Origin of the sequence: Pelagibacterium mangrovi (genome assembly GCF_036662815.1) — a bacterium.
Classification (GTDB): Bacteria; Pseudomonadota; Alphaproteobacteria; order Rhizobiales; family Devosiaceae; genus Pelagibacterium; species Pelagibacterium mangrovi.
This window is the reverse complement of the sequence record NZ_JBAFXA010000004.1, coordinates 324,676-338,272: the sequence shown is the minus strand read 5'-3', so window position 1 is coordinate 338,272 and position 13,597 is coordinate 324,676. Positions and strand designations below refer to the sequence as shown.

The 13,597-nt window shown below is 59.3% G+C and carries 14 protein-coding genes and 2 tRNA genes; 14 read left to right on the top strand and 2 right to left on the bottom strand.

All coding sequences use genetic code 11. The features are described 5' to 3' along the window. Positions 1-12: 12 nt before the first annotated feature. The 5 genes from V4T21_RS09340 to V4T21_RS09320 all read left to right on the top strand — a co-directional run bounded on the left by V4T21_RS09340 (position 13) and on the right by V4T21_RS09320 (position 4,795). The gene (locus tag V4T21_RS09340) at positions 13-1,326 is read left to right on the top strand and encodes a sugar ABC transporter permease (protein WP_332715772.1); all 1,314 of its coding nucleotides are present in this window, start codon (positions 13-15) and stop codon (positions 1,324-1,326) included. A gap of 12 nt (positions 1,327-1,338) precedes the next feature. Beyond that, positions 1,339-2,124 carry an ATP-binding cassette domain-containing protein gene (locus tag V4T21_RS09335; protein WP_332715770.1) on the top strand — a complete coding sequence of 262 codons (786 nt, stop codon included), beginning with the start codon at positions 1,339-1,341 and terminating at the stop codon, positions 2,122-2,124. A 108-nt stretch (positions 2,125-2,232) separates the two neighbouring features. Beyond that, positions 2,233-3,360, top strand: coding sequence for an S-(hydroxymethyl)glutathione dehydrogenase/class III alcohol dehydrogenase (locus V4T21_RS09330; RefSeq protein ID WP_332715768.1), 1,128 nt, complete (start codon positions 2,233-2,235; stop codon positions 3,358-3,360). A 2-nt stretch (positions 3,361-3,362) separates the two neighbouring features. Continuing rightward, the gene (locus V4T21_RS09325; RefSeq protein ID WP_332715766.1) at positions 3,363-3,824 is read left to right on the top strand and encodes a YaiI/YqxD family protein; all 462 of its coding nucleotides are present in this window, start codon (positions 3,363-3,365) and stop codon (positions 3,822-3,824) included. Between the two features lie 128 nt (positions 3,825-3,952). Then, positions 3,953-4,795 (top strand): polysaccharide deacetylase family protein, encoded by an 843-nt coding sequence (locus V4T21_RS09320; protein WP_332715763.1) that lies wholly within the window; start codon positions 3,953-3,955, stop codon positions 4,793-4,795. Here V4T21_RS09320 and rlmB read toward each other — a convergent pair. After that, positions 4,792-5,544 (bottom strand): 23S rRNA (guanosine(2251)-2'-O)-methyltransferase RlmB, encoded by a 753-nt coding sequence (rlmB, locus tag V4T21_RS09315; protein ID WP_332715761.1) that lies wholly within the window; start codon positions 5,542-5,544, stop codon positions 4,792-4,794. The genes V4T21_RS09320 and rlmB overlap by 4 nt on opposite strands. Positions 5,545-5,723: 179 nt before the next feature. On the opposite strand from rlmB, the gene V4T21_RS09310 reads away from it, so the two are divergent. The 9 genes from V4T21_RS09310 (at position 5,724) to V4T21_RS09270 (ending at position 12,964) form a co-directional block, all read left to right on the top strand. Further along, a tRNA-Tyr gene (locus V4T21_RS09310) sits at positions 5,724-5,808 on the top strand. Between the two features lie 54 nt (positions 5,809-5,862). Then, a tRNA-Gly gene (locus tag V4T21_RS09305) sits at positions 5,863-5,936 on the top strand. A gap of 137 nt (positions 5,937-6,073) precedes the next feature. Continuing rightward, positions 6,074-7,444 (top strand): tyrosine-type recombinase/integrase, encoded by a 1,371-nt coding sequence (locus V4T21_RS09300; protein WP_240549624.1) that lies wholly within the window; start codon positions 6,074-6,076, stop codon positions 7,442-7,444. 101 nt (positions 7,445-7,545) lie between these two features. Continuing rightward, complete coding sequence (locus V4T21_RS09295) at positions 7,546-7,827, top strand: hypothetical protein (protein ID WP_220305772.1); 282 nt, start codon at positions 7,546-7,548, stop codon at positions 7,825-7,827. A 10-nt stretch (positions 7,828-7,837) separates the two neighbouring features. Beyond that, positions 7,838-11,029 (top strand): Eco57I restriction-modification methylase domain-containing protein, encoded by a 3,192-nt coding sequence (locus V4T21_RS09290; protein WP_332715757.1) that lies wholly within the window; start codon positions 7,838-7,840, stop codon positions 11,027-11,029. Positions 11,030-11,038: 9 nt separating this feature from the next. Beyond that, positions 11,039-11,392 (top strand): type II toxin-antitoxin system RelE/ParE family toxin, encoded by a 354-nt coding sequence (locus V4T21_RS09285; protein WP_309207458.1) that lies wholly within the window; start codon positions 11,039-11,041, stop codon positions 11,390-11,392. Beyond that, positions 11,389-11,676 carry a helix-turn-helix domain-containing protein gene (locus V4T21_RS09280; RefSeq protein WP_220305770.1) on the top strand — a complete coding sequence of 96 codons (288 nt, stop codon included), beginning with the start codon at positions 11,389-11,391 and terminating at the stop codon, positions 11,674-11,676. Before V4T21_RS09285 ends, V4T21_RS09280 begins: the two co-directional genes overlap by 4 nt. Continuing rightward, a complete protein-coding gene (locus V4T21_RS09275) occupies positions 11,673-12,428 on the top strand; it encodes a hypothetical protein (protein WP_220305769.1) in 756 nt (251 codons plus the stop codon). Before V4T21_RS09280 ends, V4T21_RS09275 begins: the two co-directional genes overlap by 4 nt. Then, entirely contained in the window at positions 12,428-12,964 is a 537-nt protein-coding gene (locus V4T21_RS09270) for a type II toxin-antitoxin system VapC family toxin (protein ID WP_220305768.1), read from the top strand. Before V4T21_RS09275 ends, V4T21_RS09270 begins: the two co-directional genes overlap by 1 nt. 21 nt (positions 12,965-12,985) lie before the next feature. On the opposite strand, the gene V4T21_RS09265 is transcribed toward V4T21_RS09270, so the two are convergent. Next, positions 12,986-13,444, bottom strand: coding sequence for a winged helix-turn-helix domain-containing protein (locus tag V4T21_RS09265; protein WP_240549718.1), 459 nt, complete (start codon positions 13,442-13,444; stop codon positions 12,986-12,988). Between the last annotated feature and the right edge of the window lie 153 nt (positions 13,445-13,597).

Sequence of the window (13,597 nt, the reverse complement as noted above, 5' to 3'; positions counted from 1 at the left end):
TTGGGGGTAATAATGGCCGATCAGAACGCCATATCATCGACGAACACGCCCGCCCTTCTGGCGGGCTCGCCCATCCAGCGTTTCATGAGCGCGACGGAAATCGATACACGCCTTCTGGGCATGATCGGTGCGCTGCTCCTGATCTGGGTGGGCTTTCATTTTCTCTCCGGCGGCCTGTTCCTGACGCCCCGGAACCTGTGGAACCTCTCGGTCCAGACGGCATCGATATCCATCATGGCCACCGGCATGGTGTTGGTGATCGTCACCCGTAACATCGACCTTTCCGTCGGTTCGCTTCTCGGCGTGCTGGGCATGATCATGGGCGTGATGCAGGTGCGGTATCTGCCGTCGCTGCTGGGCTTCGGTCATCCCTTCAACTGGGCGGCCACGCTCGCTGTCGGTCTGGTCTGCGGCGTTGCCATCGGCGCACTTCACGGCGCGATCATCGCCTTCCTGCGCGTGCCTGCGTTCATCGTCACCCTGGGCGGTTATCTCGTCTGGCGCGGCGCTGCATGGTGGGTAACTTCGGGGCAAACGGTCGCGCCGCTCGATGGCCGCTTCCGCCTGATGGGCGGCGGGCCGGAAGGGGCGGTGGGCTATACGGTGAGCTGGATTCTCGCCATCGCCGCGTGCCTCGCCATCGGCGCCTATCTGCTCTATGCGCGCAAGCAGCGCCGCCGCTTCAATTTTCCCCTGCGCCCGGTTTGGGCCGAGGCCGTGCTGGCCATTCTGGGCTGCGGCGCGGTGATCGCGGCGGTCATGGTGTTCAACGCTTATCCCTGGCCCATCCGTATCGCCGAGAACTACGCCAACGCCAATGGCATTCCAGTGCCCGAGGGCGGGCTGTTCATCTCGCACGGCATCGCCATTCCTGTGCTGATCGCTATCGGGGTGGGAATCGTCATGACCTTTATCGCCACACGCACCCGCTTCGGGCGCTATGTGTTCGCCATGGGCGGCAACCCCGAGGCGGCGGAGCTGGCGGGCATCAACACCCGCTGGGTCACAGTCAAGATCTTCATGCTCATGGGTGCGCTGTGCGCCATCGCCGCCGCCATCTCCTCGGCCCGCCTCAACGCAGCGACCAATGCGCTGGGCACGCTCGACGAGCTTTACGTCATCGCCGCCGCCGTCATCGGGGGCACCTCGCTCTCGGGCGGGGTAGGCACCATCGTCGGCGCCATGATCGGGGCGCTGGTCATGCAATCGCTGCAATCGGGCATGGTGCTGATGGGCATAGACAGCCCATTGCAATCGATCGTCGTCGGTATCGTCCTGGTGGTCGCTGTCTGGCTCGACACGCTCTACCGCAATCGGGCGCAGTAAGGATCAGCCAAGATGAATAAACACGCTACCATTCCGCTGGTCGAACTCGAGGATATCTCCATTGCCTTCGGTGGCATAAGGGCGGTCGATGGCGCGTCCATAGATCTTTATCCCGGCGAGGTGGTGGGCCTGCTCGGCCACAATGGCGCGGGCAAGTCGACGCTGATCAAGATCCTCTCGGGTGCCTACAAGCGCGATTCCGGCGAAATCCGAATCGAGGGCCAGCCGGCCACCATCAACAATCCGCGCGACGCCAAGGCGTATGGCATCGAGACGATCTACCAGACCCTTGCCGTGGCCGATAACGTCGATGCCGCCGCCAACCTCTTCTTGGGCCGTGAAATCACCACGGCGCTCGGCACGCTCGACGATGTGGCCATGGAAGCCAAGGCGCGTGAGGTCATGGGGCGGCTCAACCCCAATTTCCGCCGCTTCAAGGAGCCGGTGAAGGCGCTTTCGGGTGGCCAGCGCCAATCGGTGGCCATTGCCCGGGCCATCCTGTTCGACGCCCGCATCCTCATCATGGACGAGCCGACAGCCGCTCTCGGCCCGCAGGAAACCGCGCAGGTGGGCGATCTCATCCGGCAGCTCAAATCGGAAGGCATCGGCATTTTCCTCATCAGCCACGATATCCATGACGTCTTCGATCTCGCCGATCGGCTGTGCGTGATGAAGAACGGGCAGGTGGTGGGCACCGCCAAAACCACCGACGTGACCAAGGACGAGGTGCTGGGCATGATCATCATGGGCAAATGCCCGCCCGGCGCCATTCCCGGGCCGGGGGCCATGAAGGTATAACCGGACACGTTACGGGCGCCTCGTGCGCCCGTAATCATATGGGCGTTGCCCTTGGTGATCGGCTTGTGCCACTTTCGCGGCTGGTATGGGAATCGCGGAGAAGCGGATATGAAAACCAAAGCGGCGGTGGCGTTCGAGGCGGGCAAGCCCCTTGAGATCGTCGAACTTGACCTCGAAGGCCCCAACGCGGGTGAGGTGCTGGTCGAGATCAAGGCCACGGGCCTTTGCCATACCGACGATTTCACGCTGTCGGGCGCCGATCCGGAGGGCCTGTTTCCGTCCGTTCTCGGTCATGAAGGGGCCGGGATCGTCGTGGAAGTGGGGCCGGGGGTTACCAGCGTCAAACCCGGCGACCACGTCATCCCGCTTTATACGCCAGAATGCCGCGAATGCCCGTCCTGCCTGTCGCGCAAGACCAATCTGTGCACCGCCATCCGCGCCACACAGGGGCAAGGGCTGATGCCCGACGGCACGACGCGGTTTTCATACAAGGGCAAGCCCGTGTTCCATTACATGGGCTGTTCGACCTTCTCGAACTACACCGTCATGCCCGAAATCGCCGTCGCCAAGATCGATTCGGCGGCGCCCTTCGACAAAGTTTGCTATATTGGCTGCGGCGTTACCACCGGGGTGGGCGCTGTCACCAACACCGCCAAGGTGGAGCAGGGGGCGACCGCCGTCGTCTTCGGTCTCGGCGGCATCGGCCTCAACGTCATCCAGGGTCTGCGCCTTGCGGGCGCCGACATGATCATCGGCGTCGATCTCAACAATTCCAAGAAGGAATGGGGCGAGCGCTTCGGCATGACCCATTTCGTCAATCCGCGCGAGATTGAGGGGGATATCGTCCCGCACCTCATCAACATGACCAAGCGCGGTGCCGACCAGATCGGCGGCGCGGACTACACGTTCGACTGCACCGGCAATGTCACGGTCATGCGCCAGGCGCTCGAAGCCAGCCATCGCGGCTGGGGCAAGTCGATCATCATCGGAGTCGCCGGGGCAGGGCAGGAGATTTCCACGCGCCCCTTCCAACTCGTCACCGGCCGCACATGGATGGGCACCGCGTTCGGCGGCGCGAGAGGGCGCACTGACGTTCCGAAAATCGTCGATTGGTATATGGCCGGCAAGATCGAGATCGACCCGATGATTACCCACACGCTGCGGCTGGAGGATATCAACAAGGGGTTCGAGCTTATGCATTCGGGTGAATCCATCCGCTCGGTGGTGCTTTACTAATTATGCTCGACATCTACGTCGATGCCGATGCCTGCCCGGTCAAGGCGGAGGTGATCCGCGTGGCCGAGCGGCATGGCGTCGTGGTGACCTTCGTCGCCAATTTCGGGTTGCGACCTTCGCGGGACCCCATGATCCGCAATGTCATGGTGCCGCAAGGCGCCGACGCGGCGGATGACTGGATCGTCGAGCACGTTGCGGCCGGCGATATCGTGGTCACTGCCGATATCCCACTCGCCTCGCGCGCCCTGGAAAAGGGCGCCCATGTGCTCGGCCCGACCGGCAGGCCCTTCACCAGCGATTCCATTGGAATGGCGCTTGCTATGCGCGATCTCAATCAGCACTTGAGGGAAACGGGCGAGAGCAAGGGGTACAATAAGGAATACACGTCCCGTGACCGCTCCAGTTTCCTCCAGGCTCTAGATGAATTGCTGACTCGCGCAAAGCGCGAGCGCGCCAGCAAGTAACTGTTTGTTAAGCATAAATTTGGCGGCTCGGAAGAGGTTGTTAACCATAATCACGGCAGGCTGACCAGCAGGGGAAACGCTTTGGTCGGGTGCTTGCAGTGGTTCGGACGGCATGTCTTGTGGCGGTTATGGCTGGGTTGCTGGCGGGGTGCGCAAAGCCACCCCAAAACCATGAAAGCCTGCTCGGAACCGCCTCGGTCGATACGACGACAACCAGCGCGTTCCAACCCGTGGCGACGTTCAGAACGTCCTATCAGCCCATGCCTGGTTTGCCATCCATGACGCTGGCGGGCCGGACCCTTACAGTAGGCGCGACCGAAGAGATCGTTCTCAATCCCGGTGAAGTGATCCTCACTTTCGATGACGGACCGCGCACCGGCAGCACGCCTTTGATCCTCGATACGCTGGACCGCTTCGGCGTCAAGGCGACCTTCCTGATGCTCGGTTCGTCAGCCGAGCGGAACCCCGGCCTCGTGCTGGACGTCGCCGAGCGTGGCCACACCATCGGCACGCATACTTATGACCACGTCGATCTGTCGACCTTGGGGCCGACCGAAGCGGTGGCGGAAATCTATGCCGGCCAGCAGGCCGTGGCTGCGGCGCTGGCCCCATCGAACCGGGTGCCATCGCGCTTTTTCCGCTTCCCATATCTGGCGCAGACGGGCGTGATCCGCACGTCGGCCGTCGACAGCAGCTTCATCGTTCTCGACGTCGATATCGATTCGAAGGACTATTATTCCGAAACGCCGCAACAGGTGCTCGACCGTACATTGGCGCGGCTCGATGCCAGAGGGTCGGGCATAATCCTTTTCCATGACATCCATATGCGGACCGCTGCCATGCTGCCCGATTTTCTGAGCACGCTGCGCGAGAACGGCTATAGCGTCGTCACCCTGCGGGCCAACAGCGGCGTGTTCGATACCCCGCTGGTGACGGCGGAAGCGCCGCTCGACGAGCCGGGAACGCTCTAGCCAGCCGTCGCGGCGAATAGCGCGATCGCCGCCGCGTTGGAGACGTTGAGCGACTTGATCGGTCCCGGCATGTCGAGCCGGACCATCTCGTCGCAAAGCGAGCGGGTTTTCTGCCGCAATCCCTTGCCCTCGGCGCCGAGGACGATGGCGAGCTTGCCGCCGGGCTGGCGCGGCCGGAGCACGGCGGGTGCTTCGGAATCGAAGCCCAGGCAAACCATGCCTCGGCTCTTGAGCGTTTCGAGCGTTTCGCCGAGGTTTCTCACCGACACCATCGGGATGAGATCGAGCGCGCCCGACGCCGATTTGGCGAGCACGCCGGTTTCGCGCGGCGCGTAACGCGCGGTGGTGATCACCGCGTCCGCGCCGAACGCGCAGGCGGTCCGCAGGATGGCGCCGACATTGTGCGGATCGGTGACCTGATCGAGCACGATGACCAGATCGAGCTTTTCGAGATCGTCCAGCCCGAAGCGGTCGACGGGATCGACCTCCAGCGCAACACCCTGATGCACCGCGTCGGCGCCAAGCAGCCGGTCGAGGTCGCGCGGCGTGGTTTCCTCGATGGCGAGGGCGGGCAGGGGAGCGCCCTCCGTCAGCCGGTTCAGCCCGTTGGGCGTGGCAAGCAGCCGCGTTTTGCTGCGCCGTGGGTTATCCAGCGCGGCGCGGACCGTGTGCAGGCCGTAGAGATAGACCGGCCCGTCATCGGGCAGGACAGGCGGGCGCTTCTTGGGCGGAAACTTGTTCTTGCTCATGGGTTATGGCGTATCGTTTTGCCGCGCGGCGGGCAAGCGGCAAGCGAAGCTGTGAAACTGATGAAATTTCCTGCCCCAGGCAGTTGACAGATAAGGACGCTGCCACCATAAACCGGCCCGTGATGGTGCGCGGCAACAAACATCGTCACGGTACCTCGCTTCGCCGATGTCACGATTGGGGAGGGGTGGGAGAGTGGTTAAATCCATCAGACTGTAAATCTGACCGCTTAGCGTACGCTGGTTCGAATCCAGCCCCCTCCACCAAAATCGTGCTTGCCCGTTACGGGCTGAACAGACAGAGTAGCGAGACACCCTCGGGCGGGTGTAGCTCAATGGTAGAGCAGAAGCCTTCCAAGCTTACGACGAGGGTTCGATTCCCTTCACCCGCTCCATTTTCCCAGCTTTGCAAAATTGCTATGTCGCTGTAACGGCCAAGGAATTCGGTGTACACAGCCAACTTTGGGTTGTCTTGCCCGGAAATTCGTGACACATTTTGATCCTATAACGTGATACATTGGAGAGGAATGGCGTGCCCAGGGGTTCTCAACTCGACCGTTTTTTGCAGCGCCGCGGGGACCGCTGGCAGTATGTTCGGCGCGTTCCCGCCATGGTGGCTGAGCAGGATGAGCGGGCTCCAGTTATCCGTAGTTCGCTCAAGACCCACGACTTGGCGGTCGCCCGCGTCATGCGCGATGCCTTGGAAAAGGCGGACAACGACCTGTGGGCATCGTTTCTGTGCGATGAGGAAGAGTCAGCGGCTCTGAAGCGCCACAAGGCCGCCGTGCGTCGGGCAGCGGCGCTCGGCTTTGCTTATCGTCCTGCAGGCGAGCTCGAAGCCAAGGCAAGCTGGCAGGAGTTGGCCGAGCGGATGGAGGCAATTCTTGATACGCGGACATCCCATGCAGTCGAAACGGCGGTGCTGGGTGGAGAGCCAACGCCCAGCGTGACGCTGACCCAAGCGCTTAAAGTCTATATCAACGATATTGCTGCATCTCAGCTGGTGACGAAGTCGCCGCAGCAAAGGCGGAAATGGCGGGTCATTCCCGAGCGGGCTGTGCGCAACTTTGTCGAGATCGTCGGGGACAAGCCGATTTCGCACATCACCCGCGACGACGCGCACAAATTCTATCGCTATTGGCTGGCGCGCATCGCTCCAGCCGACAAAGGCAAGAAGCCAACCCATACTGCATCATCGGGCAACCGGCAGATTGGTGAGCTGCGAAAGATCTATCGCGAGTATCATGCCTTCATGGGCGCGGAGAACAAGCTCAACCCATTCGCAGGACTAAGTTTTGAGGAGCGCAAGAAAGCCAAGCGGCCTCCTTTCCCGACCGCCTGGATCCGGGACAAGATTCTGAAAGCCGACGCTCTCAAAGGCTTGAACGAGGAGGCGCGGGCCATCCTTTTGGTCACCATCGAAACGGGGGCGCGGCCGAGCGAGACCTGTAATCTCGATGCCAGCAACATCCACCTTGATGGCCCAGTGCCCTACATTAGCTTTGTGGAGCGCGATGATCCGGAGGCGCCACGTGAATTGAAGACCGCAGCCTCCATTCGCGAGATTCCGCTGGTCGGCGCTGCTTTGTTGGCATTTCAAATGTATCCAAGCGGTTTTCCCCGCTATCGGGAGAAGGAAGAAGCTGCCTGCGCTGCAATCAATAAGTATCTGCGCGAGAACGGCCTCGTCCCAACGTCAAAACACACCCTCTACAGCATCCGTCACTCGTTTGAAGACCGGATGAAAGAAGCCGGTATTGACGGGGAAATGCGCGAAATCTTTTTTGGCCATCGTCGTTCACGCCAGGAATATGGGTCAGGGGGCGCTCTGGAGTGGCGTCGGTCACTTCTCGAGCGGATGGTTTTACCGTTCGAACCCTCGATTTTGTCGCGCTCGATCTAGGCGCCGACTCCCTGGAACACGCCGTTGCTGACATGGGCTATGTTGTCAGCTTCCCCAAAGCTATGCTTTCAAGAGGTGATTCACCCATCAGGAGGGACATAGTGGCAATTCGTGCTGAAACCGCGCTGGCGCGGCCGGGCTGCCTGGGGCACTACATCCGGGCGCTGGCGCTCGATCGACTAGATCTGTCCGTGACCCTGGCGGCCGAGGCGATTGGGTTCATCCGCGCCGCATTTTCGGCTTTTCTGAATGGCCGCGCGTCGCCCAGCTCATGTACATACAGTGCGATTGTGATATTGCCCAAGCTCGCGCGCGCGAAGGCGAGATCTTGGTGCCTCGCTATCAGCCCGGGCCGCAACAAACCACAGCCAAGGCTGTTGTGATCGGAAGCGCATGCATCTCTTCAATCCCAAAACGCTCGATCGCCATATTGCTTACCCGGACAGTCTTCCTGCCAGTCACGAGGCCCTGCTGAAAGAGTGGAGTGAGCTCATCCGCTCGGGCCGTATCACCGGATTGAAGGAGACGGCCCTTCACGGCGACTTCAAGGCCAAGATTGTGGAGGGTGTGCTTGGCTATGTCAGCGCCGTCGTGTCCCCTGACCACACGGTGACTTCAGAACAGTCGATCCTGAGCGGTTCTGTCGATCTGGCCCTTGGTCATTTTGGGCCGCAGCGTTCCCAGATCCTTGCACCTTTCGAGCTCAAGGGAGCGCGTACCAAGGATCTCGATGCCATTATGCCTGGCCGGGCAAAGAGTCCGGTGCAGCAGGCGTGGGAGTACGCCACAAACGCGCCCGGTGTGAAATGGGTCGTCGTGTCGAACTATGTTGAGCTCAGGCTCTACGGCTTCGGCGAAGGCACGCAAGCCTATGAGCACTTCGAGCTCGCCAAGCTGACTGAGCCGGCTCAATATGCTCGATTTATGCTTCTGCTCGGGGCGGAGAACCTGCTGAGCGGCCAAACGGCCGCGCTGCTCAAGGAGAGCCGCCGCGAAGACCAGGACATTACCGACGCGCTTTATTCGGACTACAAATCCTTGCGCGGCGACCTCATCGCGGCAGTGCGCCAGGAACTACCATCTCTCGACGGTCTGAGCGCGATCGCAGCGGCGCAGACCATCCTAGACCGCATCCTCTTTACGGCCTTTGCCGAGGACACAGGGCTCCTGCCACGCCACATTCTCGAAAAGGCATTCGAGCATTCCGATCCTTTCAATCCTCGCCCAATCTGGGATAATTTCAAAGGGCTCTTCACCTCAATCGACAAGGGCAATCATCAGCTGAATGTCCCGCCGTACAATGGGGGACTGTTTGCCCCTGATCCCATCGTCGATCAGCTCAACATCCCCGACGCGGTTTGCGAGAAATTCAAAGATATCGGCGGCTACGACTTCAGCTCGGAAGTCTCGGTCACCGTTCTGGGGCACATCTTTGAGCAATCGATCGCCGATGTGGAACGTCTCCAAGCCGAAGCACGCGGTGATGAGGTCGAAGCTGAAAAGAAAACAGGAACGAGTGGTCGCCGCAAGCGCGACGGTGTCGTCTACACTCCAGACTACATTGCTCGCTTCATCGTCGAGCAAACGCTCGGCACGCACCTGGAAGAGATCTTTGCCTGCATCGTCAGGCAATTTGCGCAGAAGGGATCGAGCCTTGCTGATTACGAGGCGATCAAGTGGAAGCGTAAGAGCGCGCAACTGGAAGCATGGCAGGCCTATCGGGACCGGCTGAAGTCGCTGCGCATCGTCGATCCAGCCTGCGGGTCGGGCGTTTTTCTGGTGATGGCCTTCGACTACATGAAGGCCGAGCTCTTGCGCGTGAATGAGAAGATCAAGGAGCTGGCGCCCAGGGCTGAGCATATGGGCGATCTTCTCAATTACGTCCCCGACAGTGAGATCCTCACCAGCAATTTGTTCGGCGTCGATGTGAACGCCGAAAGCATCGAGATCGCGAAGCTTTCGCTTTGGGTGAAAACGGCTCGTCGCGGCAAGCCGCTTGACAGTCTTGGTGGCAATCTGAAGGTGGGCGACAGCCTGATCGAAGATTCCAATTTCGCCTATCTCTCGCACGGGTTTACCTGGGCGAGCGCCTTTCCCCAAATCATGGCCGAAGGTGGCTTCGATATCGTGCTCGGCAATCCGCCCTATGTGCGGATGGAGCACCTTAAGCTGATGAAGCCTTACCTAGAAAAACGGTTCGAGGTGGTGTCGGATCGGGCGGATCTCTACTGCTACTTTTTCGAGCGCGGGCTCAACCTGCTGAAGCCTGGAGGTCGGCTTGGATACATCTCGTCATCGTCTTTCTTCAAAACGGGCTCTGGTAGGCCGCTACGCGATTTTCTGCGCCAGAAGGCAACGATTGAAACCGTAGTTTATTTTGGCGATCTGCAAGTTTTTGAGGGGGTGACCACCTATCCCGCCATCCTCACCATGCGGCGCGAGGCCCCTTTAAAAGATCACACGCTTCGTTTTTGGACGGTCGACACGCTACCAGAATCTAACTTTCGTGCGAATTTTGAGAAAGGGGCGGCCACTTATCCGCAGTCTTCACTTTCCTCTGGGTCGTGGTCTCTGGAAGAGGCTGGGCTGCAGTCGCTGCGGCGCAAGATCCGGACAGGGCGGGAGCGATTGGGTGATGTTTACGGTGATCCGTATGCTGGCATAAAAACTGGGCGTAACGAGGCGTTTGTCATCGACCGCACAGAAAGAAACCGGCTTGTCGCCGCCGATCCGAACTCTGCGGACCTCATTAAGCCCATTATTTTTGGCAATGAGTTGGAGCAGTGGCACGTAGCGTCGGCTGAACGCTTCATTATATACATCCCGAAGTCAACCATCGATGTCCTAAAATACCCCGCAATCCTAGAGCGACTCTCCCAATTCAAGTCTAGACTGGAACAGCGGGCTGCTAAGCAGGAATGGTTTGAGCTGCAGCAGGCGCAAGCAGCGTTTGAATCTACTTATGCAGGCACGAAAGTTGTGTACCGGGACATCGCCAACCGTCCTAGCTTTTCCGTTGATAGCGGAAGCTACATCGACATGACGTGTTTTTGCTTGAAAGGCGCCTCCCACTATGAGGCCGCTTTACTCGGCTCCAACGTACTTTGGTTTGCACTCACGAGCGAAACAACAATAGCTAGGGGCGGATACTTCCGGATGAAGAGCCAATATCTGAGGTCGCTTCCTATTCCACTTGCTTCTGAATCTCAGAAAAACGAAATCGCCGCGATCGCTGAGTCCTGTCAAGCGGCAGCGGAAAGACGCCACGTCCTGCAGCGTGCCCCAACACGACGTATACCGGATATCGCTCCTATTGGAGCGTTCACGAATCTTTCAAACAAGCTCAAGAAGTGGTGGCTTTTGCCGGATTTCGCTGCATTCCGGTCTGAGGTCAAGAGGTGTCTGAAGGCAGATATCCCCCTGTCCGAGCGTAGCGACTGGGAAGACTGGATCGCCCGAGACAAGGCAGAAATTGCGCGCCTTTCGTCCGAGATCCAGGCCAATGAGCGCCGTATCAACGAGCTGGTGTATGGACTTTTCGATTTGACTGGTGAGGAGATCGAGCTGTTGGAGTCTAGCATCTGATGAGCACCCTTGCATTATTACGTCAGATTTGATATATTGATTTCATGGAAGATTGAAATCCTGAGTGACACGGTGCGGGCGGAGCTTGAAGCTTTGCCGGCTGACCAGATTGCCCGCTTCCTGCGGATCGGTGAGCTGATCCAGTCTTTGGGGCTGGAGCGCGTTCGCGAGCCCCACGTGAAGCACCTGGAAGGGCCGCTTTGGGAAATCAGGATGAAGGGCAGGGACGGCATATCCCGCGCTCTGTATGTCGTTGCCAGACCAAAGCGCGTAGTGGTGGTCAGGATCTTCGTGAAGAAATCCCAAAAGACCCCACGCCGCGAAATCGAGCTCGCCCTGAAGCGAGCGAAGGATGTGAGATGACAAGCTTGAACGAGCTGAAAAAGGATCTGCTGAAGCGTGCCGATGTGCGCGCTGAATATGAATCTCTCGCCGAGGAGTTCTCGATCGCGGAGGCGCTGATCCGTGCGCGGAGCGAGGCAGACTTGACGCAGACGGAACTGGCCGAGCGGATGCATACCTCGCAGTCCTATATCGCCAAGCTCGAAAGTGGACGGGTCAGTCCCTCGATGAAGGCGCTACAACGCTATGCTGCTGCGACGGGTTCGCGGCTGAAGATTAGCCTGGAGCGAGCGGTGAGCCCATGAAGGCGGACGAAAAAACACTCACGCTCTACATCAAAGCTTATTCGCCAAAAACCATTCCCATGGGGCGTCTGGCGAAGTACATGCAGGCATTTGCTGCCATGCTGGGCAACGAACATGGGGTTCATTTTGACCAGCTCAAGCCGGGCAGCACGCAGCTTGTCAGTCGCATTGATCGCGAAGAAATCCCTAAAGTGGATGAGCAGCTTGAGCGTGTCCGTCGTAGGGAAGCTGGCCAAGACGCTCTGAAGGCGTGGAACGAAATCGACCGGCTTCTCGCCGATGACAATGCCACCGGCTATGTCTACGAGGGTGAAAGTCCCACGGCCCAGATCATTGAGTTTCCGGGTGTCAAACGGCCAAAGCCGGTCAAATACGGGCCTTTCACGCAGGAGGGGTCGATTGATGGTATTCTGATCAGCGTGACGGGTGCTGACCAGACAATCCACCTTCAGCTACAGAATGGCGAGTTGAAGTATACCGGCATTGAAACAGACCGAGAAACAGCGCGCCGACTCGGGCATCACCTGTTCGAGCCAATCCGACTCCATGGAAGCGGGAGATGGATGCGAGAAGAAGACGGCATCTGGACGCTGAAGCGTTTCCGAGTTGCCACCTTTGCTATCCTCAAGAATCACGACCTTGCGGAGGCTGTTGAAGATCTGCGGGCCGCGCAGGGCAGCCATTGGGCCGAAATGGACGATCCGATCGCGGCGCTTGATGAGTTGCGGGACGGCAAGGATGGCCTTCACTGATGGTGGTTTTCGATACCTCCGTTCTGTTGCTGCTCATCGAGCCAAAGGCAAAGCCCCCGATTGATCCAGCGACCGGTTTGCCGGTCGAAAACGCTGCTGCCCGCATAGAGCATCTTGTTTCTGTACTGTCCGACGCCAGTGAAAAGATCATCGTGCCAACGCCGGTGCTGAGTGAAATCCTGGTCCATTCGGGTGAGGCAACCAATCACTATCTTGATGCCCTGAATGGGCAGGCCGTCTTCCGCATTGCAAACTTTGATCAAAAGGCCGCCATCGAGGCAGCGTTAGCGATCGGCGACGCGCTTAGACGCGGAGGAATTCGTATCGATTCTGCTGATCCTGAGGTCACGCGCGGTAAGGTCAAATTCGACCGCCAGATCGTGGCCATCGCGAAAGCCGAAGGGGCGACAACCGTCTATTCTGACGACACCGATGTTGTGAGATATGCGGAGCAGGCTGGGTTGAGAGCCTACCGAACAGCCGACCTTGATCTGCCCCCCGAAGACCCGCAGACTGCCATGGACTTCGATAGCTAGGCTTCCTTGAAAGGCTCAGCTCTACTCTGATAGCCGTCTCGCCTCCCGCAAGCCGTCCTCGCTCAGCTCCCAGATTCCACGATCGGAATCGCTGCGCATCAGCCCTTCTTTCTTTAGGTCATTTCTTTCCCAGCACACAGCGTTCCACCACCGTGGATCGCCTGATGAGACTGGTGCGAGATCGGCCGCTCCAAGCATAGAGCGCACCTCCGGTTCCATCCGATCGCGGATATCCTTGCTGAATGCGGCCCCTCCTAAATCAAGAAGAACGCGCATCAGAGGATTGCGGAATTCGCGTTGCGGCGTCTTCTTGCCCCTGGGCTTGGGCGCTGCCCGGATTGGCTTAGGCGGCGTTTTGCCCAGCGTTTTGTCCAATGCATCCAAGGCGGTCCGGATCACATCATCGGGCGTATCTTCTAAGGGACGCGCATACCTCTTCAACCGGTCCCAGGTGGCGTCGGAAATTCGAACAACGGGCATCACAGTAGCACACCATCCTCTTTGCACTGATGCGATTAGTAGTACCTTGTAACTAGGTTCTAGTCAATAGTTTGGGAGGGGGCGCCGTCCTCGCGCTGAATCCGGACGCTTCAACATTTGCCGGATCATGCTGGGTGTGCTCGATTGCGCTGC

What these genes read in the sequence shown, in the direction of transcription:
- V4T21_RS09340 (WP_332715772.1), top strand. Translation starts at nt 13, where the DNA reads ATGGCCGATCAGAACGCCATATCATCGACGAACACGCCCGCCCTTCTG.
- V4T21_RS09335 (WP_332715770.1), top strand. Translation starts at nt 1,339, where the DNA reads ATGAATAAACACGCTACCATTCCGCTGGTCGAACTCGAGGATATCTCC.
- V4T21_RS09330 (WP_332715768.1), top strand. Translation starts at nt 2,233, where the DNA reads ATGAAAACCAAAGCGGCGGTGGCGTTCGAGGCGGGCAAGCCCCTTGAG.
- V4T21_RS09325 (WP_332715766.1), top strand. Translation starts at nt 3,363, where the DNA reads ATGCTCGACATCTACGTCGATGCCGATGCCTGCCCGGTCAAGGCGGAG.
- V4T21_RS09320 (WP_332715763.1), top strand. Translation starts at nt 3,953, where the DNA reads ATGGCTGGGTTGCTGGCGGGGTGCGCAAAGCCACCCCAAAACCATGAA.
- rlmB (WP_332715761.1), bottom strand. Translation starts at nt 5,544, where the DNA reads ATGAGCAAGAACAAGTTTCCGCCCAAGAAGCGCCCGCCTGTCCTGCCC.
- V4T21_RS09290 (WP_332715757.1), top strand. Translation starts at nt 7,838, where the DNA reads ATGCATCTCTTCAATCCCAAAACGCTCGATCGCCATATTGCTTACCCG.
- V4T21_RS09280 (WP_220305770.1), top strand. Translation starts at nt 11,389, where the DNA reads ATGACAAGCTTGAACGAGCTGAAAAAGGATCTGCTGAAGCGTGCCGAT.
- V4T21_RS09275 (WP_220305769.1), top strand. Translation starts at nt 11,673, where the DNA reads ATGAAGGCGGACGAAAAAACACTCACGCTCTACATCAAAGCTTATTCG.
- V4T21_RS09270 (WP_220305768.1), top strand. Translation starts at nt 12,428, where the DNA reads ATGGTGGTTTTCGATACCTCCGTTCTGTTGCTGCTCATCGAGCCAAAG.
- V4T21_RS09265 (WP_240549718.1), bottom strand. Translation starts at nt 13,444, where the DNA reads ATGCCCGTTGTTCGAATTTCCGACGCCACCTGGGACCGGTTGAAGAGG.